21 protein-coding genes and 2 pseudogenes are annotated in these 18,757 nt (G+C 40.6%); 8 read left to right on the top strand and 15 right to left on the bottom strand.

Annotated elements, in window-relative coordinates; translation table 11 throughout:
• Positions 1-49: 49 nt before the first annotated feature.
• A complete protein-coding gene (locus tag NSQ23_RS02005; RefSeq protein WP_339172590.1) occupies positions 50-766 on the bottom strand; it encodes an arginase family protein in 717 nt (238 codons plus the stop codon).
• Between the two features lie 168 nt (positions 767-934).
• On the opposite strand from NSQ23_RS02005, the gene NSQ23_RS02000 reads away from it, so the two are divergent.
• Positions 935-1,075, top strand: coding sequence for a rhodanese-like domain-containing protein (locus NSQ23_RS02000; RefSeq protein ID WP_331199981.1), 141 nt, complete (start codon positions 935-937; stop codon positions 1,073-1,075).
• Positions 1,076-1,443: 368 nt separating this feature from the next.
• Positions 1,444-1,701 (top strand): annotated as a pseudogene (locus tag NSQ23_RS01995) (DsrE/DsrF/DrsH-like family protein); the annotation flags it as partial.
• Between the two features lie 129 nt (positions 1,702-1,830).
• Here NSQ23_RS01995 and NSQ23_RS01990 read toward each other — a convergent pair.
• The gene (locus NSQ23_RS01990) at positions 1,831-2,520 is read right to left on the bottom strand and encodes a TerC family protein (RefSeq protein WP_339172588.1); all 690 of its coding nucleotides are present in this window, start codon (positions 2,518-2,520) and stop codon (positions 1,831-1,833) included.
• Positions 2,521-2,745: 225 nt separating this feature from the next.
• On the opposite strand from NSQ23_RS01990, the gene NSQ23_RS01985 reads away from it, so the two are divergent.
• The gene (locus NSQ23_RS01985) at positions 2,746-3,192 is read left to right on the top strand and encodes a C40 family peptidase (RefSeq protein WP_339172586.1); all 447 of its coding nucleotides are present in this window, start codon (positions 2,746-2,748) and stop codon (positions 3,190-3,192) included.
• Positions 3,193-3,359: 167 nt separating this feature from the next.
• Here the strand turns inward: NSQ23_RS01985 and NSQ23_RS01980 are convergent, their stop codons facing one another.
• Entirely contained in the window at positions 3,360-4,841 is a 1,482-nt protein-coding gene (locus NSQ23_RS01980; protein ID WP_339172583.1) for a methyl-accepting chemotaxis protein, read from the bottom strand.
• A gap of 106 nt (positions 4,842-4,947) precedes the next feature.
• Positions 4,948-6,021 carry a nitric oxide synthase oxygenase gene (locus NSQ23_RS01975; protein ID WP_339172580.1) on the bottom strand — a complete coding sequence of 358 codons (1,074 nt, stop codon included), beginning with the start codon at positions 6,019-6,021 and terminating at the stop codon, positions 4,948-4,950.
• 234 nt (positions 6,022-6,255) lie between these two features.
• Here NSQ23_RS01975 and NSQ23_RS01970 point away from each other — a divergent pair, with 234 nt between their 5' ends.
• Positions 6,256-6,645, top strand: coding sequence for a hypothetical protein (locus tag NSQ23_RS01970; protein WP_339172578.1), 390 nt, complete (start codon positions 6,256-6,258; stop codon positions 6,643-6,645).
• Between the two features lie 20 nt (positions 6,646-6,665).
• Here the strand turns inward: NSQ23_RS01970 and NSQ23_RS01965 are convergent, their stop codons facing one another.
• Positions 6,666-6,860, bottom strand: coding sequence for a hypothetical protein (locus tag NSQ23_RS01965; RefSeq protein WP_339172576.1), 195 nt, complete (start codon positions 6,858-6,860; stop codon positions 6,666-6,668).
• Complete coding sequence (locus NSQ23_RS01960) at positions 6,832-7,074, bottom strand: hypothetical protein (protein WP_339172572.1); 243 nt, start codon at positions 7,072-7,074, stop codon at positions 6,832-6,834. Before NSQ23_RS01960 ends, NSQ23_RS01965 begins: the two co-directional genes overlap by 29 nt.
• A 302-nt stretch (positions 7,075-7,376) precedes the next feature.
• On the opposite strand from NSQ23_RS01960, the gene NSQ23_RS01955 reads away from it, so the two are divergent.
• Positions 7,377-8,726: an ISLre2 family transposase gene (locus NSQ23_RS01955; RefSeq protein WP_339172569.1), complete on the top strand. Its 1,350-nt coding sequence runs from the start codon at positions 7,377-7,379 to the stop codon at positions 8,724-8,726.
• Here NSQ23_RS01955 and NSQ23_RS01950 read toward each other — a convergent pair.
• From NSQ23_RS01950 to NSQ23_RS01940, 3 genes are all read right to left on the bottom strand, one after another.
• Positions 8,723-9,325, bottom strand: a complete 603-nt coding sequence (locus NSQ23_RS01950) for an immunoglobulin-like domain-containing protein (protein WP_339172566.1) — start codon at positions 9,323-9,325, stop codon at positions 8,723-8,725. The two genes, NSQ23_RS01955 and NSQ23_RS01950, sit on opposite strands and share 4 nt — an antisense overlap.
• A gap of 138 nt (positions 9,326-9,463) precedes the next feature.
• A complete protein-coding gene (locus NSQ23_RS01945) occupies positions 9,464-9,811 on the bottom strand; it encodes a sigma-70 family RNA polymerase sigma factor (protein ID WP_339172563.1) in 348 nt (115 codons plus the stop codon).
• Between the two features lie 13 nt (positions 9,812-9,824).
• Entirely contained in the window at positions 9,825-9,950 is a 126-nt protein-coding gene (locus NSQ23_RS01940; protein ID WP_339172561.1) for a sigma factor, read from the bottom strand.
• A gap of 304 nt (positions 9,951-10,254) precedes the next feature.
• Here NSQ23_RS01940 and NSQ23_RS01935 point away from each other — a divergent pair, with 304 nt between their 5' ends.
• The 3 genes from NSQ23_RS01935 to NSQ23_RS01925 are packed head-to-tail and all read left to right on the top strand — an operon-like array spanning position 10,255 to position 11,891.
• Positions 10,255-10,662 carry a hypothetical protein gene (locus NSQ23_RS01935; protein ID WP_339174474.1) on the top strand — a complete coding sequence of 136 codons (408 nt, stop codon included), beginning with the start codon at positions 10,255-10,257 and terminating at the stop codon, positions 10,660-10,662.
• Positions 10,547-11,233, top strand: a complete 687-nt coding sequence (locus NSQ23_RS01930) for a 4Fe-4S dicluster domain-containing protein (protein ID WP_339172559.1) — start codon at positions 10,547-10,549, stop codon at positions 11,231-11,233. Before NSQ23_RS01935 ends, NSQ23_RS01930 begins: the two co-directional genes overlap by 116 nt.
• Positions 11,211-11,891 carry a cytochrome b/b6 domain-containing protein gene (locus NSQ23_RS01925; protein ID WP_339172556.1) on the top strand — a complete coding sequence of 227 codons (681 nt, stop codon included), beginning with the start codon at positions 11,211-11,213 and terminating at the stop codon, positions 11,889-11,891. Before NSQ23_RS01930 ends, NSQ23_RS01925 begins: the two co-directional genes overlap by 23 nt.
• 20 nt (positions 11,892-11,911) lie before the next feature.
• On the opposite strand, the gene NSQ23_RS01920 is transcribed toward NSQ23_RS01925, so the two are convergent.
• From NSQ23_RS01920 to NSQ23_RS01895, 6 genes and pseudogenes are all read right to left on the bottom strand, one after another.
• Positions 11,912-12,742, bottom strand: a complete 831-nt coding sequence (locus NSQ23_RS01920) for a transcriptional regulator (protein ID WP_339172553.1) — start codon at positions 12,740-12,742, stop codon at positions 11,912-11,914.
• 36 nt (positions 12,743-12,778) lie between these two features.
• A complete protein-coding gene (locus NSQ23_RS01915) occupies positions 12,779-13,993 on the bottom strand; it encodes an MFS transporter (protein WP_339172551.1) in 1,215 nt (404 codons plus the stop codon).
• A 376-nt stretch (positions 13,994-14,369) separates the two neighbouring features.
• Positions 14,370-14,524, bottom strand: a pseudogene (locus NSQ23_RS01910) (transposase); the annotation flags it as partial.
• Positions 14,525-14,708: 184 nt separating this feature from the next.
• Positions 14,709-16,172: a transposase gene (locus tag NSQ23_RS01905; protein ID WP_231106986.1), complete on the bottom strand. Its 1,464-nt coding sequence runs from the start codon at positions 16,170-16,172 to the stop codon at positions 14,709-14,711.
• Between the two features lie 8 nt (positions 16,173-16,180).
• Complete coding sequence (gene tnpA / locus NSQ23_RS01900) at positions 16,181-16,582, bottom strand: IS200/IS605 family transposase (RefSeq protein ID WP_033012039.1); 402 nt, start codon at positions 16,580-16,582, stop codon at positions 16,181-16,183.
• A 324-nt stretch (positions 16,583-16,906) separates the two neighbouring features.
• The gene (locus NSQ23_RS01895; protein ID WP_339172546.1) at positions 16,907-18,571 is read right to left on the bottom strand and encodes an L-lactate permease; all 1,665 of its coding nucleotides are present in this window, start codon (positions 18,569-18,571) and stop codon (positions 16,907-16,909) included.
• Between the last annotated feature and the right edge of the window lie 186 nt (positions 18,572-18,757).

Below are 18,757 nucleotides of genomic sequence, written 5' to 3'. Positions count from 1 at the left end.
AAGAAAAAATCTATCTTTTTTCACCATGTTCACAAAATGTTAAGAAATGTTAAGACGCCGATGATATCGAGATATGTTTGAAACATGCACGTATAATCGCTTCATTTGCTTTTTCGTTTTTCGCACAAAACGAACGATCTTCGCCGCATATATCAACACCGAGCACGTGCTTGTAGCGATAAAGATGGTCGATATACGTCACGAGCGTCTGTAATGGCATCGTCCCTTGATCCCAATTTGTTTGGGCATCTTGTGGGCGAAGCACATCTTTGTCAATGCTAATGTATATATGTTTTGTCGGAATCGCGCGCACAATCGTCATTGGTGCATACATGAAATCGCTTTTTGGAAAGATCGTGACCTGTGAAGATGTGTGTGAAATTGCAGAACCGATGATGACAACATGTTTTAATGTCGGAACGTGTTTTTGAGCGTATGATACCCATGAGCCACACGAGAGAAGCGGAAACAACGTTTGCTCGTTCATATCTGTATGATGGTCAAACAATACGAGCGTAAACGGCTCATGAAACTGCTTAAGTAATGCATATGAAACATAATGATAGTTGCCGCTTCCGATAAACGTTATCCCTCTTGTATGGCGGCATGCAAGTCGTTTTTCAATTTCTTGCATCGCATCGTCATCGCAATATAAATTCGTTCCGTTTATGTTATACATATCGATCCATTCATGAGGAAAACGAAGAAGATTTCGCTGCCACGTATACGTATCGTCGAAGTTTAAAAACGTTACACTTGGATGCATATTTCTTCCCACCCTTGTGCAAGTTTTCTCTTCAACAAAATTATACAAACATCTTATCAATACATACAACGACGTTTTTGGAGAAAGTATTAACATATTCGTCACAAATAAATACTAGTACCCCTTTATCTATTTAGTTACTTGTGATACAATTCACAACATGAATTAATCAAAAACGGGGCGTGTTTTGTGGATGTGCGTGAAGAAGTCGAACGCGATATGGGATTCATTCCGGACTCAATCAACATCCCACTCGGACAATTGCGCAAGCGACTTCATCATCTTTGGCGAGGAGACCCCGACTTCTAAGCGAGAGCGAAAGTCGGGGAGGAATCGCCCTTCCTCCTTTCTTTTGTATATGATAGAATAAGAATGTGGAGAAAACCGTTGAATCAAGGCACTCCAATCCCCGTTACTCGATGTAGGGAGTTGGTTGCAGGAAACGTTGCAACCGTAAAACATCGAGCGTACATCCGTCTGTTGTGCGTGGAAGTCAAGTACTGCCTACAGACATGCCGAGCCACTCGGTAGCGATATAGGCATGACCTATGTCGTTGGGTAGTCGTCAACCTGCCCCTGATGCAACCCCAAGTCAAGGAAGGAGGACGAAGTCCGTTTGCACTTCTGGGGAGTTGCAAGCCCTCACTTCAAGCGTTAGCTAAGTGGGGGTAGTTGACGACCTCCCGTTATCAAAAATGAACATGGCAGGCATGGGACGAAAAATGATTCAATACGTCATGGAGAAAAAACATGTAGACGATATTGAAACATTAATGAAAAACGCCATGGCTGCAGGTGTAAAACTCGTCGCTTGCTCGATGTCGATGGACATTATGGGCATGAAAAAGGAAGAATTAATTGACGGAATCGAAATTGGTGGCGTCGCAACATATTTAGGCGATGCAGAAGAAGCAGGATTAAACTTGTTCATTTAAAAAAATCGGGCTATCTCGTCGTGGAGATAGCCCTTTTCAAGTATATTCACAGGGGGATCGGGGGAATACACTTAGCATTATCCATTATGACCGTTATTTTTGATTTTATACGTGCATGCATGAAATTTTTTATGCTATTTTTCGCTTATCGATCTTTTTATTTTTCACATAGCCCGCTAGTAAAATCAATGCGGTGACAACAATAAGAAATACGAGCGATTGCGAACCATGTGAAACAGCGATCCATTTTTGTAACTGTTCATCCTTTAATAACATTTCCCCTGCTGTCCATGCTAAAACACCTGAGCCAACGTACGGAATCCACTTATATTTTTCCATCGCCAACACAATGGCCTTTGATCCGAAAATCATAATCGGAATGCTGATCGCGACACCAAAAGCAATCATGCCAATATGCCCACCAGATGCACCAGCAATCGCAACGACGTTATCTAAACTCATGATAGCATCGGCAACGATAATGGTCCAAACGGCTTTCCATAACCGATCTGCCGCTTGTACATTTGCTTCCTCTTCCTCGTTAATTAACACTTTATATGCAATCCAAAGCAACAATAATCCCCCGGCAAGATGGACGAACGGAATTTGTAATAACAATACAATGACTGCGGCAAATAATACGCGTAAAATAACCGCTCCAGCTGTACCAAATAAAATGGCTCGATTGCGTTGTTTTTCTGGCAACCGACGTGTAGCCATCGCAATCACAATGGCGTTATCCCCAGATAAAATAATATCGATCGCAATAATTTTTAACAAAGCGACAATCGCTTCTGACGAAATGATCCAATCACCCATTACAGTTCCCCTTTTTCAATGTACTTCTCCCCTATCTTATCGCGAAGCTCGTCTACATTCAACTTTTGTATTCCGACATATATGTTAAATTCTCTCTCTATTTTTACAAAAACCGATCGTTGTAATGTATTTGTAACATAATTTAATGGCTATGTAACAATTTTTCGACATCTTTTTTGCTATAATGTACTCGTCCATGGAACAAGTCTTTTGGAGGTTCAAGCAATGAAAAAAGTTCTGGTCACTACCGCTCTCTTCATGTTGCTATGTTTCACGTTTTTTGCAAACCCTTTCAAAACAGAAGCTGCCTTCTCAGCTAAAACGCTTATCGCTGAAGCACATAAAGTTATTGGCACACCGTACCGTGCAGGAGGAACGACACCGAAAGGATTTGACTGCTCTGGTTTTGTTAGCTATACATATAAAAAAATAGGTGTATCGCTTCCACGTTCTTCTAGCGCGATGTATACGAAAGGGCGTCCTGTTTCTCTGAACCAATTAGCACCGGGAGACTTACTATTTTTCAAAACATCGAAACATAAAGGAATCTCACACGTTGCCATTTATATTGGAAAAAATCGTATGATTCATGCTACGTCCAAAGGAGTTAAAGTAGACTCGATTCACCAATCTTACTGGAAACAACGTTTTGTTGGCGCTAAACGATTATAATGCGAAGGCGAGCACTTCATGCCGAACGTCTTTTCGACGCGGAGTGCTTGCTCTCGACAGTAAAGCAGGGAATGTTCCCTGCTTTTTTTCATGATTTTTTCATTTTCCCCCCGCATTTTTCCGATATATAATGTATGTAACATGGGGATGATGGAGGTGCTTTTTGTTTATATCATTTGTTGTTGAATGGCCGCGGCACGATGGGCTGTTTCTGTTACATACGCTGCCATTTGTTCATTCGCATCTTTTAAATGTTCTACTGTTGCACTCACCTCTTCAAGCGAAGCGCTTGATTGTTGAATGAAAACTGAAAAATCGCTGATGGAACGGTCCATTTTTTCTCCTTGTTTCTCTAACTTTTCGCTAATGATAAAAAAGTGTGATAGCTGCTCTTGTAAGTAAGTTAGCGATTGATATAGCTTTTCGAAGTAAGCGTTGACTTCACTTGTCAACGTCTCATTTTTTGTCAGTTGTTCGCTCGTTTCATCCATCCGCTCCAGCAACTCATTATTGCTTTCATTCACTTCTGACAAATTGTGAACGATTTGTTGTGTCGTCTCCTCCGTCAACACAGCTAGCTTGCGAATTTCTTCAGCGACAACCGCAAATCCTTTTCCATATTCCCCTGCGCGTGCTGCCTCGATTGTCGCATTTAATGCCAATAAGTTCGTCTGATTTGTAATTTGATTAATTTTTTTTGTTAACTCATTTGTACTCGCAATTTTGCTCGTTAACGCATTTAATGTTGCCCTTGTGGCATGAATGACTTCGTGAAACTTTTCTGTATGCATCAATAACAAATGCATTTTTTGTATGCCCGCTTGCGCCATCTCGCTCGATTGCGAGGAATGCTCCTTTAATTGTTTAGACGTTTCATAAATTTGCTCACCCATCGCTTTCGCTTCCGCTACTTCATTGTGTATATCGATGACTTGCTCGCTCTGCGCCTGACCCGCTACCGCAGCTTGACGAATCGCTTCTTTCATTTCTTCTTGCGCTTGCACATTTTGAAGTACTTTTTGGTGAATATGTTCGACGTTTTCAATAATATGCTTTACTTGTTGTTCGAGCTCATGTCTTCTTGCTGTTTGTTTTTCTTTTTCCTCGTGCGCCTGCCCAACGTGTTCAACAAGTTGATGAAATTGCTTACGGCTTAGATATAGCAGCACAGAAAGCGCGATACCGATCACCACATAAACAATAAAAACCGTATGTCCTGTCTTTTGAAATACTTGCTGAAAAGAAGATGGAACAAGTGCACCGACAACTAAAATGATAATGCCAAGCAGAAGTCCTGTTACAAACAACGTGCGATTCAAATGCAATACAGATAACACAACTAAACAAAAAGCGAGTGCGATCGTTCCTAAACTTCCCCCTGTCGTAAATAAACTACCTAATGTCGCAGAAAATAATATAAAAATAATAAAATATGGATAGATGTGTTCGTACTTTTTCATCTTTTTTAACGCCATATACACGAGGGCATTTAGAACAAGACTGCCACCATAAAAGGCAATCTTCTCAACTTTCTCTCCAATCAAAATAAGCCCGACTACACCTGTTACTGCACTAAGCGTGTAAATAAGAAACAAGAAAAAATTTTTCTTCCTCAGTTCTTCCATTTTGAGTTGCTCGATGAAATCCACACAACCTTCCCCCTTCTTCTTTTTTCTATAAATATATCAAAAAAATAAGAATATAGTAAGTATTATTCTGAAAATTAGGAATATATCCATATAAAAAAACATCGCATCAATGACGGTGCCTTTCATAAGGACGTTCTTGGTAAAAATAATTCGGTTTTACAATTGTATTATCATAATATTGGTGAAAAATGTGCGTCGTCGCTGGGGATAGTGGTGGAATAAGCCAAGTCCAACTGCCCGTTACTTTCCTTCCTGCTTCTTGCTCTTGCTGTTCAAAACGTTTAAACTGCTGAGCCGCTGTATGATGATCGACAATACTTACCCCTGCTTTTTTATATGAGTATAGAACAGCGATATTTAATTCAACAAGCGCCCGATCTTTCCATAATGTACTATTTCTTGACTTATCAAGCCCCATGCATGAAGCAATTTTCGGAAGCATGTTGTATCGGTAATCGTCAGCAAAATTGCGCGCACCAATTTCCGTCCCCATGTACCATCCATTAAACGGAGCTGCCGTATAGCGTATGCCTCCGATTTCTAAACACATATCTGAAATAATTGGAACAGCATACCATTTAAGCTGTAAATCACGAAACCACGAAAACGTCGGATGTTCAATCGGCACTTCCAGCACAATATCCTTTGGAATCGGAAATAACTTCGGCTCGCGACCATCGACTTGGATGACAAGCGGTAAAATATCAAAGTGCGTTCGATCCCCTCTCCATCCTAGCTGTTCACACGCTTTCGTGAATGAAATGGACGATGAATCACCGATGACCCCATGCTCTGTCTCGTATCCGGCATAGCGAATAAGCTGATGATTCCAAATACGCACACGCTCCGGACGAAAAATAGTAATGGTCGGCCGGATTTTCCCACCATTTGTCGCAAACATGATATGGTCAAATAGCCGCTCTGCTATATCTTCTTCTCGTTCAATGGTGCGTGCATCAAACACATGAAGCGTTTGCCAAAACAGGCGCCCGATGCACCGATTGCTATTGCGCCATGCCATGCGCGCCCCGTGCTCAAGCTCTTCATATGTATGTTCATACGTACCGGTTTGTTCAATTTCTCGTTTCACTTGTTGCAACCGCTCATATATTTCATCATCGCTTTTTCCTAACTCTGTATAACATAACGTGATAAATTGTTCTGCCTCTTTCCATAACATATGCCCGTGTCACCCCATCATCGTATCTCCTTACTACAATACATCATATATAGAGAAAATGAAAATAAAGAGCGCATATTTTCTTATTCCGATCCCTGTCTTTATGATTTATAATAGATATCGGGGAACGGTCTTCACCTACACTACCACACAAACAAAACCTCTTCTTAACACCCGACATGCCACATAGCTGTTTCCCTTTCTACTTTTCCAAACGAAAGGAGGGATATAAATATGGAGCGTACATTGCTACAAATTTTGGACAAGCTTGAAAAAATGGAAACAAATATGGTAACGAAGCAAGAACTTTCAGAAATCAAAGCAGAACTTGAGAAAGTCAAAGCTAATATGGCAACAAAGCAGGAACTGCAAGAAGTCAAAGCAGAACTTGAGAAAGTCAAAGCTAATATGGCAACAAAACAAGAGCTACAAGAAGTCAAAGATCATATGGCAACAAAGCAAGACTTCATGCTTATCCAACAAGCTGTACTTGAGACAAATGAAATCGTCAAAAAGCTAGAAAGTAAAATCGACACCCATGAGCAACTATTGACTCTTCTTTCGCATCGCTCTCTTGAACATGAGGCAGCCATTTCTAGCATTCGTTTCATTTTAACAAAATAAACGAGGGAACCTCCCCTCGTTTATTCGATATGTCCTAACATATATTCGTCCCCCTTTCGAACGATAACGACATAAAATATCCCCATCCATTCGTTTGTATGTGCGTGTGTCACAGTCACCTTCACTTTCACTTCCTCTTTCTCGTTCGTTTCATCCGGCTCCCAATAAACGACCGATGGCTCAACGCTAACTCGTTCCCCATTCAAAAACAACACTTTTTGGACCTGCATATCCTTGAATAGCTTCAATTTGACCACTATCGAGTGGCATCGATTCGGCAATCATTTGTTCATCAGAAGATACAGGTCGCTCAGCCTCATATATCGCTAACGCATCATCAGTCATTTTATCAACGAACAACGTGCCGACATCCGCTTCCATCGAGAAATTCACTTGTTCTTCCCCTTCATACATCGGATATATGTGCAACCCTTGGCGTCCCGTCCGCGTTGAAACAAGGCGGTTATAGCTACTATAAACAGAAAAGCGTTGGTCCCTCTCGCATGTCAGTTTTACATCTTGATTTTCGCTCGTTTCAAATGGTTTCGCCTCAATATACGATTGGAAGTTTGGTATGAGTAAAATGTTTGTGGGAGAAAAAAAGACAGGTTCCTGATTTGGTATAATAAGGAACCTGTCAGATATGTAAGCAAAATAGATGAAAAACGGGCTCTCCTCCTGGTAAGGTAGTAAGTGCGAAAAAAATACAACCAAAGAAAGGAGTGGAGCCCATGCAGGATTATATCACAAACGGCTTGACATTAAAAGAGATCGAACAGTCTTTATTTAGACATATGCAAAAACAATATGGTCATCTCCTTCAACAGGTGTTGGAGGAGATCGACCGCACATTGGCAGAACAGCGGGACAAGAAACGATATGCGCTCAAAGATAAGCGGACGATCCGACTCCAAACGCTATTTGGAGAGGTGGAAGTGAAGCGAAACTACTACTTTGACCGTGAAAAAAAGGTGTATACGTCTTTACTCGATGTCTTTCTTCAGTTCGATGGGGCGCATGGAGTGAGTCCGCTATTAGAGGAGACAGCGATTCATCTCGCCGTGACGGGTTCTTCGTATCGACAGGCTGCGCAGTCGCTTGAAAAGCTGGTGGGGTATGCATGTATGAGTCACGAAACGATTCGCCAGTCCATCATCGAGGCAGAGGTGGAAGGGCACCGTGCGATGGAGAAAAAAGGGCGCGTGTTTTTTATCGAAGCAGACGGGTTGTACGTGAAACGTCAACGAAGCCGCATCAAAGGAAAAGAAGAAAAGATCATCACGATTCACCAAGGATGGGAGAAAAACGGGAAACGCGTATCCTTAGTGAATCGACGGTATATGGTTCATCAAACGAATGAACCGATTTGGGAAGCTGTAGAGAATTTTCTGATGAAGGAATACAGCTATGATCCGTTTGAGGATTGGGTGGTCATCAATGGAGATGGAGCCCCATGGATTACAGCGTGTCGAGAATATTTCGGGGACAGGGGGTACTTTCAGCTTGATCGGTTCCATGTGGCAAGAGAGATTCGTCAATTGTTCCGAGGTCATGCGAGATATCGGGTGATTCGAAAGAAGTTAGCATCATGGGATGAAGAAGGCGTGTTACGAGAACTCACAAGTGCCATCGGTACGTTAGAACATGAGGAGAAGGAAAAGCAACTCGAGGCGCTTGTTCGTCGGATCGAGGAGATGCCAGGATGTTTGCGTGACTATCGCGTATGGTTGAAGGAAAAAGGGATTGACACGACAAACATGAGGGCGATGGGGAGTGCGGAAGCAACGATGCATGTGTTTGCGAAACGAAGTAAAAACGGTCGAAGTTGGAGGGATGCAGGGATTGAAGCGATGTTGCGAGCGATCGTCGCGATAAAAGATACGTTACTCATTCGGACACGCGATGGAGTGATGTATGGCGTGGAAGAACGAGAAGAAACGAAACGAGAAACGATCGTGAAAAAGGCACTGAAGCGCGTGCAAACGCAAATGACAGAAGTGGTACGAGATAACATCCCATACCTTCGCCAATCTTCAGGGACACCGATTTACGAGGCATTGCAAGCATTGAAAGGTTTTTAAAACGAGAGAAAACGCACATACCTACAGGATGAGAGTAAGTAAAAGCGCTTACATATAACGATTTTATAAAACCATATATAACCAAAAAATCGGTCGAGAAAAAAATCTCCCACAAAGTCTTGACTCAAACGGAAGTTTGTTAGCTTTTGATCGACAACATCAAATTCAATATATCCAGTTAGATGGGCTGTATCCGTATAATACGTGCGTACTGTACGATATTTCCCATTTGTTAACGGTTGATTTAACAACGAAAAATCGATCCCATCCTTCACCGTTTGTCCCTTATCAATTAATGCAAGCATTTCAATAAATGCGAGATCGTTCGTTAACGTTGTCGACAACCATGCCTGTTTTTTCTCATCGTACTTTTCGATCGTATACGCATATCCAAATGAAATAACACCATCACTTTTATTTGTAACTGAAAAATGGAGCTTTTGATCGTTTGGATCATACGTCACGTCATGAATGACTAAATACGTATCATATATTGCCGTCTCCATTTTCGCCATATCCTCCCCCTTCCCATGTTCCATCATGATTTCTTGTTGCGCTTCATCTCTAGTAGGCTGCGCCGCATGCAAGCTGACCGCCAATAGTACACCCGCCGCAACAACAGCAACGTACGCTAGACGAAACGATTTTCGCTTATTCCCTTTTTTTCAATCTCAGCCATTACTTTATTTTTCAATTGCTCCGTCACGACAATATGTTCCATCTCTTTTTTATATCGCTCACGCAAAATCATACTCCCCTTTCAATTTGTTTTTTAACATCTCTCGCGCACGTGCAAGCAACGAGCGAACGGTACTTTCTCTCTTCTTCAACAGTTGAGCAATTTCTTTCGTCTGATATCCTTCGTAATAAAACAAGTGGACGACTTCTCGATATTTGACTGGTAGCGATGTTACCGCTAACATAACTTCAAAGCGATCGCGATGATCAACAAATGGGAAATGAATCCATTCCTCATATACATCCATTTTTCGATGCGTAAATGATTTTAACTTATTTTTACATACATTAACTGTCACTCGTATGAGCCATGCCTTCATATGCTCTCCATTTTGTATTCGGTCCATATGTTCATATAACTTAATTAAGTACATCTTGAAATACGTCTTCCGCATCATGTTGGTTTTTCATATACATATACGCTAGGCGCAACACCATATTCCCATATTCATCCATAGCGAGTTGGATTTGTTCTTTTGTGCACAAAGAAACGACCTCCTTTCACTTCATATACAACTGAACAAACAAAAATGTTGCAACCGATCGAAATTTTACTTTAAGTATATAAAAAGACAGCGAGAGGCTTCCTGCATGTTGTCATTCCAGCTTATGTACTTCTTTGTCACAAATCTGTCAAAAAAGATATCTCTTTTCTTCTTTTCAAGCGAAACGGTCTTTATCAAAATACCTATTAGGGTATATAAATAAGGAGGTTTGGATAATGAGTGAAAAAATAAGCCGACGGACATTTTTAAAATGATCAACAGTCGCTGGCGCAACAGCTGGAATATTGCTTGCGACAAAAACACCCGGGTATGCACAAACGGACAAGTCAGATGAAAATACGTTAATTGGTTCGCTTATTGACTTAACAAAATGTGATGGTTGTGCAGCTTACGACACCCCCCTATGCGTCACAGCTTGTAGACAAAAAAACGAACATCGTTTTCCACAACCGCAAAAACCAATCAAAGACTATTGGCCTCGGAAAAAACATGAAGATTGGTCCAACGAAAAAGACCGCACAGACCGTCTCACTCCTTACAACTGGACATACGTTGAAAAAGTGCAAGTAAACTGGAATGGCGAAACGAAAGAAGTTGCCATCCCAAGACGATGTATGTCTCGATGCACCATGTCAAAAACTTTGTCCGTTTGGAGTCATCGAGAAAACGAAACACTGGGCGGTAAAAATTGACGAAAACTTCTGTATGGGTGGAGCGAAATGCCGAACAGTTTGCCCTTGGGACATCCCACAGCGCCAAGCAGGTGTCGGGTTATATTTGAAACTAGCTCCTGAGTTAGCTGGTGGGGGAGTCATGTACAAATGCGACATGTGTGCCGATTTACTTGAGGAAGGAAAAAGCCCGGCTTGCGAAACTGCCTGTCCGAAAGGAGCAATTGAGTTCGGTCCGTACGAACAAATTCGCAAAAAAGCGTATGAGCGCGCAAAAGAAATCGGTGGCTTCATTTATGGCGACGTTGAAAATAGTGGTACGTTAACACTGTACGTCTCAGACGTGCCGTTTGATAAAATTAACGAAGCGATTGAAACGAAAAAACAAGAAGAAAACGACACTCGTTTCGGTCGTCCACATATGAAGCCTGAAGTCGAAAATATGTTAGAAACAACGCACGGATATATGCTAGCTACGCTTATCGCTCCGATCGCTGGTGCAGCCGCAGCTGGCATCACCGCTTATAAAGTATTATCCGGACAGAAGAAAAAGGAAGGGGGAGAGCGTCATGAATCAAAAGAAGAAAAATAAAATTTACCGTCAACCACTTCCAAATCGCTTTGTCCATTGGGGAATTGCCATTTCCATTATTATGCTGATCATTACAGGTATTGGCCAAATGCCGGTATACGGTCGCTATTTAATCATTCAACCGTTCGGCACAAAATGGCTCACATCGTATGAGGTAACATTATGGGTGCATTACTTTTTCGCTGCAACTCTCCTTTTCTTTACAACGTATCATGTCGTTTACCATGTGATAAAAAAAGAGTTTGACATTTGGACAAAAAAAGGAGATGTAAAAGGCTCTTACCTTATTTTGAAAGCGATGCTTTTAAAACAAAAAGAGCCACCGAGCGAAAAATATTTGCCTGAACAACGAATCGCCTACTTATATTTCGTTGTGTCAATCGGCCTTGTCATTGTTACAGGCGTCATTAAAGTCATAAAGAACATCATGGGCGTACAACCAACAAACGGAATTTTATTTTGGGGCGCACAGTTACACAACTTGGCAACAGTCATGGTCATCTTCGGTGTCATTATGCATTTAGCCGCATTTATCGTCAAAGAAAATCGCAAACTATTGCCAGGTATGTTTACAGGCTATGTGGATGAAGAATATGTAAAAGAACGCCACTCGCTCTGGTATAAAGAGTTGAAGAGAGAATATGAAAAGCAATCCTAGTGACGGGATTGCTTTTCTTATTACTGTATACGTTTCAATTGATTTTCCTCAACGACATATTTTCTTATTTCGATCATTGTTCCGTCTTCTTTCATCTTCCTTAAGACAATGACATCTTGACCGTCATTTGTTTTACTTTGAGACGTTTCATACACGTATCTCACACCTTGTTCCACCGCTTCACGCGTCCCTAGCCAATCGGGACATTGGTTCAAAAATGAGTCGCTACTAAGCATATGAAGAAAATGATTCATCGCTTGTACCGAAATGTTAAGCGGTTGCTTTTCCACATAAGATAGGCTCACTTTTGCATGCCGACCAATCTTTTTTAAATACTCCTGCACCTGTCTTTCTTGTTGCTTAACAAGTTCATCATAATATTTATCTGCATATAACACCTTCGAGTGATATATTTTCGGAAACATTTTCTTAATTGACTCCACATACGCTTCTCCATCGAGCGGCTCTTCGTATGAGACAAGTTTGTACTGCCCGTACTCATCCTTTGAAAATGTCATCACAGTCGGAATCGCCCCACTACCAGATACAACTGTAAATAAGCCGTCTTGGAATTCAAATACGCCAACACTCACAATAGCATATACGTCCACTTCATTCCCTCTTTGTTCTGTGTCGAGAATGATGTGTCCTTCGGCAATATATTCTCCCTGTCGATAAGACTTTCCATGTTCTTTAACAGCCTTGCTCACCGCTTTTTCAACGTCTGTAACGCCTTCTCGTATATATAAAGAGGAATCGATCTTTTTCTTAAAATCGTTTTTTTGGTAAAAAAACATCCCAGCGAGCAGAGCCGCGATCAGTAAACTAAAGATCGCCAACAATTTTTTCATTCTCCATTCCCCCTCGTATACAAAAGTAATAAACGGTTACAAACTATACTCCATATGTCGTTTTGTCGCCTTCATTAACCGACCAACATATAAGAAGACGGGGAAACCGACTGATGTACATAGAGCTAATAAGCTAAAAATAATGATGTGATTTCCATAACCGAGATGTTCAAGCATCAATCCTCCAATCCAAGGACCAATGGCGTTACCTATGGCCGTAAAACCGATAGAACCAAAATATAATCCTTTCATCTGTTGAGGTGCAATTTGGTCAATAAATATGTCGACCATTGAAAACATCATCACCTCTCCTACTGTTAAAATAAACATAGAAAGGAATAACATCGGCACAGCAGTAAATAAACCAAATCCGAAAAGTCCGAATGACACCGCAACAATGCCGAACATAATCGACGTCAATGGAGAATACCGCTTGCCAATTCTTGAAACAGGATACTGTATAATGAGTACAGTAATGGCATTAAAGACGATTAAATAAGAAAAGAGCTGTACACCATCCTGATATTGCGACAAATATTGCGGAATGGTTGAATTAAACTGCGAATACCCTGTGACACCGAGAATCATCCCGGTTACAGCAAATAAAAACACACGGTCGTTCCTTAATACGTTGACAGCATTGCGAAGTGTTACATGTTCGGATGTATCGCTATCGTTTTGGTCAATCGTATCGTTTGAAAAAAGAGCGACGAGCAAAATGAAGTAAAGAAAATAAACAAAAGCGGTAATAAAAAAAGCGGCTGTTGATGACGAACTGCCGATTTTCAACCCTACTAACGGACCAATCGCCGCCCCTACATTAATTGCTGCATATCGCAAGTTAAACACAAGCAATTTATTTTCTTGTTTTGTCACTTGCGACAACAACGCTCGCGACGAAGGTTCAAAAAACGAACGACATAAGCCGTTTAACGCATTTAATAGAAAAAACGTCCAAACGCTCTCCGCTGTCGCAAAACCAATAAACACGAACGTCCACATCAAAAGAGAAATTTTCATCACTTTCTCTCGCCCGTATCGATCGGAAACATACCCGCCAAAAAAACCACCAAACAGTCCTACAATCGAACTAATCCCAATAATTGCCCCTGCCAACGAAGCGCTGACGCCTTTTACGCTCGTTAAATAAATGGCTAAAAACGGAATGGTCATAAACATCGCCATTCTTGCAAATAATGTTCCGATAATAATTGTTACGCTGATCGGATGTAGTTTTTTTATATTCTCCATAGTTCCCCTTCTATCCTGAAAATGAACTTTGTTTAAGATTATATTATACTTTAGAACAAATTAACAATATTTTAACAAAATTGTAGATACATATGATAGAAGATGGTATGATTCGTCTAGCTCATGTGGAAGATGCAGAAACGGTTCATCAAATCATGCTTTCTGCCCTTGAAGAATATAGGCATAGCGATTTCGCGCTCTATTTGAAACGGCAGATTGTATAGAAAAAGCGTTACAAATTAGTCAGGAAAAATCGTTGCTCTAATTTGAAAACAATGTTGCCGTTAGTACAATAAGATTGACAGTCCAGTTTTTCCGCCTTTCTACTTGATCTCGTCCGTTTCTTTCGTTTTTTAAACTGCGGACATTTTACTTATCCTTCAAAAAAGTTTTGATAGGCGGTTGTCGCGTTTTTAATCCCTTGTTTTGTGATGTTGTTCGAGTATTGATTAAGCCATGTGTACTCGTTTGTTTCAACTTCGTTAGTCTTTTTCTTATTTCCCCATCATTTAAAAATTTGCCACCTTTTTTAAGTCCCCAGATTGTTGTGCTAAACTGAACCTCCCGATGGCTAAAGCCACGGGGTTCTTGTGTACAAAAGGGTTTCTCGTACACCTGCGTGTAGAACTCACCCTTGTTCCACAAGACTTTCATGGGCAAACACCTTACTGGTGCTTATCGCCCTGTGCGCCCGGTTCAAGACGCTTTTTATCATTTAAATTCCCATACTACTTACGACATATGGATGAAGACGAAGTCGTTTGATTTCTTCATCATGCAGTCGAATAAATTGATCCCATCTCTCTAAACATTTTTGTCTATCTATTTCTTTTCGATTGTCTTTCACATTCATGATTAAAAATGCGCTGTATAAATCTCGTTGCACTCTATGTCCGTCTACTTCATGCCATCGTTGGGAAAGTGTTTTCTTGTTGTACTCATCGTTTTGGTGGTCGTATTGACTTGCCTTGACGCGAAATGTGTCGATGTATTGAAGGGAATAGCCTTCATATTGCAGTTTTTGATTCAGTATGTTTAAAAACAAACTTGGTGCACGATTCGCAATACTTTTTCCAAATCGTTTTTTCTTTTTATATTTTCCGTTGGCATCGACTTTTGTTTCTTTTGCCTTTGCTTGAAGTGCTCTGAAATTCATTTTTTCTACTTGGATATGATGACCTAATGCGATGATCCAATTGGCAAGCCGTTGATGATCTTGTTTCCGTTTATCTGCCATTTTTCTTTGTAATTCTGCTAACTGATTTCTCGTTTTGAGATAATTTTTACTCCAAACCCATTTTTCCTTGTTGTCTTTTTTTATTGTCCCATCTTCATTGTATTTGTGCGGATTATTCGCCCGTCTTTGACGATCCAATTTTCGTTGAAGAACTCGCTTTTGCTTTTCTATGTTTTCGACACTCGGCGCAAGAATAAGCAACTTGACATTATTCATCGAGCAAATAGCGACGGTTTGTGTTCCTATGTCGATACCAACATCGCCTCGCCCTATTGGATGTTTTATTTCTCCTGTTTGGCGGTTTATTTTCTTTGGTGGTACACCTTCAAGAGTGAGTTGAAGAAAATACTTGATTTTTCCTCTAATTCGTCTACGGACGATGCGACAATATTTTATACGGTCTTGTAGAGCCAGATGTGTATATATGTCGTTTGGGTGAATTATAACAGGAATAGATAAACCATTCCAAAGCAAATGTTTGTTTTCGAAACGGATGCCTGTGCTATTTGTTTTTCCTTCTAATGAATCCATATCGTTGTATTTCTTAAAAGACACTTTTTTTGCATTACCAAAGATGAGTTTTTCCATTGCCATCCATGCTCTCGTAGCGATTTTTTGTGCGGTGTGTGAGTCGATGTGTTTCTTGAAATGGTGTTGCATTGGCTTAACAAAATCGTGCATAGCGTATTCATTGATTCCGTACTGACGATATAACTCATTTAGCAAGTTGTTTCTTTCTTTTGATTTTGGTTGTTGGGCTAGATGACGATACTGCTTATCATGTTGTAGTTTTTTATGCCGTTTCAGCAATTCGCCCAAACAAGCGTTGTATATTTTTCTGCCAATTTCAAAACGTTTCTCTAATATGTACGCCTGCCATAGTTCTGTTTTGAGTTTCAACGTCAGCACATAACTTTTGGTTTTTGTTTTCGCCAACGACACCACTTCCTTTATACGTTCTTTTGATTTTCGATATATTGTTTAACCGCTTCTTCTGAAATATAGCCGACAGTACAACAAAAATAACTTCGTGTCCATAGCGACGGTAGTCTGCTTTTTAACGAAGGATATTTCTCCCTTAATATTCGACTGCTTTTCCCTTTAAACGCTTGTATAATTTTGTGCAAATGTTGACGAGGGTCAAAAGAAATGAACAAATGAACATGATCAGGCATAATTTCCATTGCTTTGATTTGTACATCATGTTCTTTGGCAACTTCTTCAAAAATTTTTTTTAAATCTCGTTCAATATCTCCAACTAACACTTTTCTACGGTATTTTGGACAAAACACAATATGATATTGATTGAGATAAACAATCCCTTTTTTATGGGTGTATTTTTCGTTTTCCAAAAACAATCACCTCTATACTAAATATACCATAAAAAATAGATAAAATAAACACATCTAATAAATTTATCAAAAAAATACGCAATTCATCCCCTTGTCTAAAGACGGGGGCTTTCTTGCGCCTCCCCCGTAAGGTTATATACAGCTTCTTTTTTTGCTTATTGTTGGAAAGAAACATGACCTTATATGTTCGAATCATCTTCAATCACCTCTACACACCATCATACCGCAAAAAATTATAAATTTTATATAGAGGTTTAAATAAAAAAGGAACTTCCGGTGCAGAGAAATATATATTCCTCTGCATCCGAATGTCCCTTCCATTCATTAAGGAATCATCCATGAAAGTACAGTTGACTGTAAGAACGTTAAAATGCCAATTAAAATGATTAAGAAAATACTATGCTTCACAGTAAAGCGGAATAGATCGGATTCTTTGCCAGCTAATCCTACTGCAGCACAGGCAACTGCAATTGATTGTGGAGAAATCATTTTTCCGACAACTCCACCAGATGAGTTCGCTGCTACCGCAAGCACTGGATCCATGCCGAGCGACGTCGCTGTTACTTTTTGCAAGTTTCCAAACAACAAGTTTGATGATGTATCTGAGCCGGTAATAAATACACCAAGCCAACCTAAAAACGGCGAGAAGAAAGCAAAGAGAGAGCCTGTTTTCGCCAATGTCATCCCGAGCGTTGTGCTCATGCCAGAGGCGTTCGTCACATAGGCAAAACCGACAACCGAAGCAATAGTGACAATCGGGAATCTTAATTCATTAAGCGTTTCACCAAACGTCGCAAACCATTCACGCCAAGAAATACGAACGATAAATTTCGTAACAATCGCTGCAAATAAAATTGCTGTTCCTGCTGCTCCAAGCAACTCTAGTTTATAAACAGCTAAAATCGGTTGGCCGCTCGCGTTCACAATTTTATTGCTTAATCCAGGCACTTCCGGCATAAATGTTAACGAAGAACCTAATGTATTAAGCGCTTTCAATAACGCGTTCGTTCCTTCGTAATGTCCTGTTAGCGCCGCTTTTACTTGTGGAATTCCCCAGATAGAGATAAACGCTGTTAATACTAAAAATGGAGACCACGCCTTAAATACTTCACCACTTGTATGTTTTGTTGATGTGGCGAATGTAGCACGCGTTTCACTCTCAAAACGATACACGCTTTTTGGCTTCCAAACTTTTAAAAACACAGCTAAGGCAACTAGTGAAACAAGTGCCGATAAAATATCTGGTAATTCTGGCCCTAAAAAGTTTGAGCTTGCATATTGAGTAAGCGCAAACGAGATACCAGATACTAAAACAGCTGGCAATACTTCGACTGCCCTTTTCCATCCAGCCATAATTAATACGAGATAAAATGGAATAAATAACGACAAAAATGGCAACTGGCGACCGACCATTTTCGAGATTTCCATCGCTGGAATGCCCGTCGGACCAGCAACAGCAGTAATCGGAATTCCAATGGCTCCAAACGCAACTGGCGCTGTATTAGCAATTAAACAAATACCAGCTGCATATAAGGGATTAAACCCTAATCCGACAAGCAATGCCGCAGAAATCGCGACCGGTGCCCCAAATCCAGCAGCTCCTTCCAAAAATGCCCCAAACGAAAAAGCAATCAACAACGCTTGCAATCGACGATCTTCCGTAATCGACAAGACCGAGTCGCGAATCGTATCAAACTGTCCTGTTTTCACAGTCAGTTTATATAAAAAGACAGATGTAATAATAATCCAACCGATTGGCAATAACCCGTATACCGCTCCTTGCGTTGCCGACATCACTGCCATACTAACCGGCATTTTGTAAGCGATTACAGCAATGACCAAAGCAACGGCTAGCGTCGTCACTCCCGCTATATGTCCTTTCATTCGCTTCACTGCCAACGCCCAAAAGAAATATAAAATCGGAATGAGCGCAACAACCGCTGACAGTGCCAATTGATCAGCAACCGGCGTAAAATCTTGCTTCCACATAAAAACCTCCCCTTTCTGTTTTCACCGATTTCTCCCATGATAAAACTGATTACTTAGTCGTCTGATGACCATATGACTGCTGTTGATTCAAATTATAGAAGCAACGCCTAAAAAAAACAAGACAAAAAAGAAAATTTTTCGAAATTTCTTTTAGCGAACAGTGCCAGGCACTATTCGCATCTCAAA

The organism is Anoxybacillus sp. FSL W8-1294, assembly GCF_037965005.1.
Classification (GTDB): Bacteria; Bacillota; Bacilli; order Bacillales; family Anoxybacillaceae; genus Anoxybacillus; species Anoxybacillus flavithermus_G.
The sequence above is the reverse complement of the archived record's forward strand: the minus strand, read 5'-3'. Positions and strand labels throughout refer to the sequence as shown.

Coding starts and splice junctions, on each gene's coding strand:
- NSQ23_RS02005 (WP_339172590.1), bottom strand. CDS start 766: ATGCATCCAAGTGTAACGTTTTTAAACTTCGACGATACGTATACGTGG.
- NSQ23_RS01990 (WP_339172588.1), bottom strand. CDS start 2,520: ATGGGTGATTGGATCATTTCGTCAGAAGCGATTGTCGCTTTGTTAAAA.
- NSQ23_RS01985 (WP_339172586.1), top strand. CDS start 2,746: ATGAAAAAAGTTCTGGTCACTACCGCTCTCTTCATGTTGCTATGTTTC.
- NSQ23_RS01975 (WP_339172580.1), bottom strand. CDS start 6,021: ATGTTATGGAAAGAGGCAGAACAATTTATCACGTTATGTTATACAGAG.
- NSQ23_RS01970 (WP_339172578.1), top strand. CDS start 6,256: ATGGAGCGTACATTGCTACAAATTTTGGACAAGCTTGAAAAAATGGAA.
- NSQ23_RS01955 (WP_339172569.1), top strand. CDS start 7,377: ATGCAGGATTATATCACAAACGGCTTGACATTAAAAGAGATCGAACAG.
- NSQ23_RS01945 (WP_339172563.1), bottom strand. CDS start 9,811: ATGGACCGAATACAAAATGGAGAGCATATGAAGGCATGGCTCATACGA.
- NSQ23_RS01930 (WP_339172559.1), top strand. CDS start 10,547: ATGGCGAAACGAAAGAAGTTGCCATCCCAAGACGATGTATGTCTCGAT.
- NSQ23_RS01925 (WP_339172556.1), top strand. CDS start 11,211: ATGAATCAAAAGAAGAAAAATAAAATTTACCGTCAACCACTTCCAAAT.
- NSQ23_RS01920 (WP_339172553.1), bottom strand. CDS start 12,742: ATGAAAAAATTGTTGGCGATCTTTAGTTTACTGATCGCGGCTCTGCTC.
- NSQ23_RS01915 (WP_339172551.1), bottom strand. CDS start 13,993: ATGGAGAATATAAAAAAACTACATCCGATCAGCGTAACAATTATTATC.
- NSQ23_RS01895 (WP_339172546.1), bottom strand. CDS start 18,571: ATGTGGAAGCAAGATTTTACGCCGGTTGCTGATCAATTGGCACTGTCA.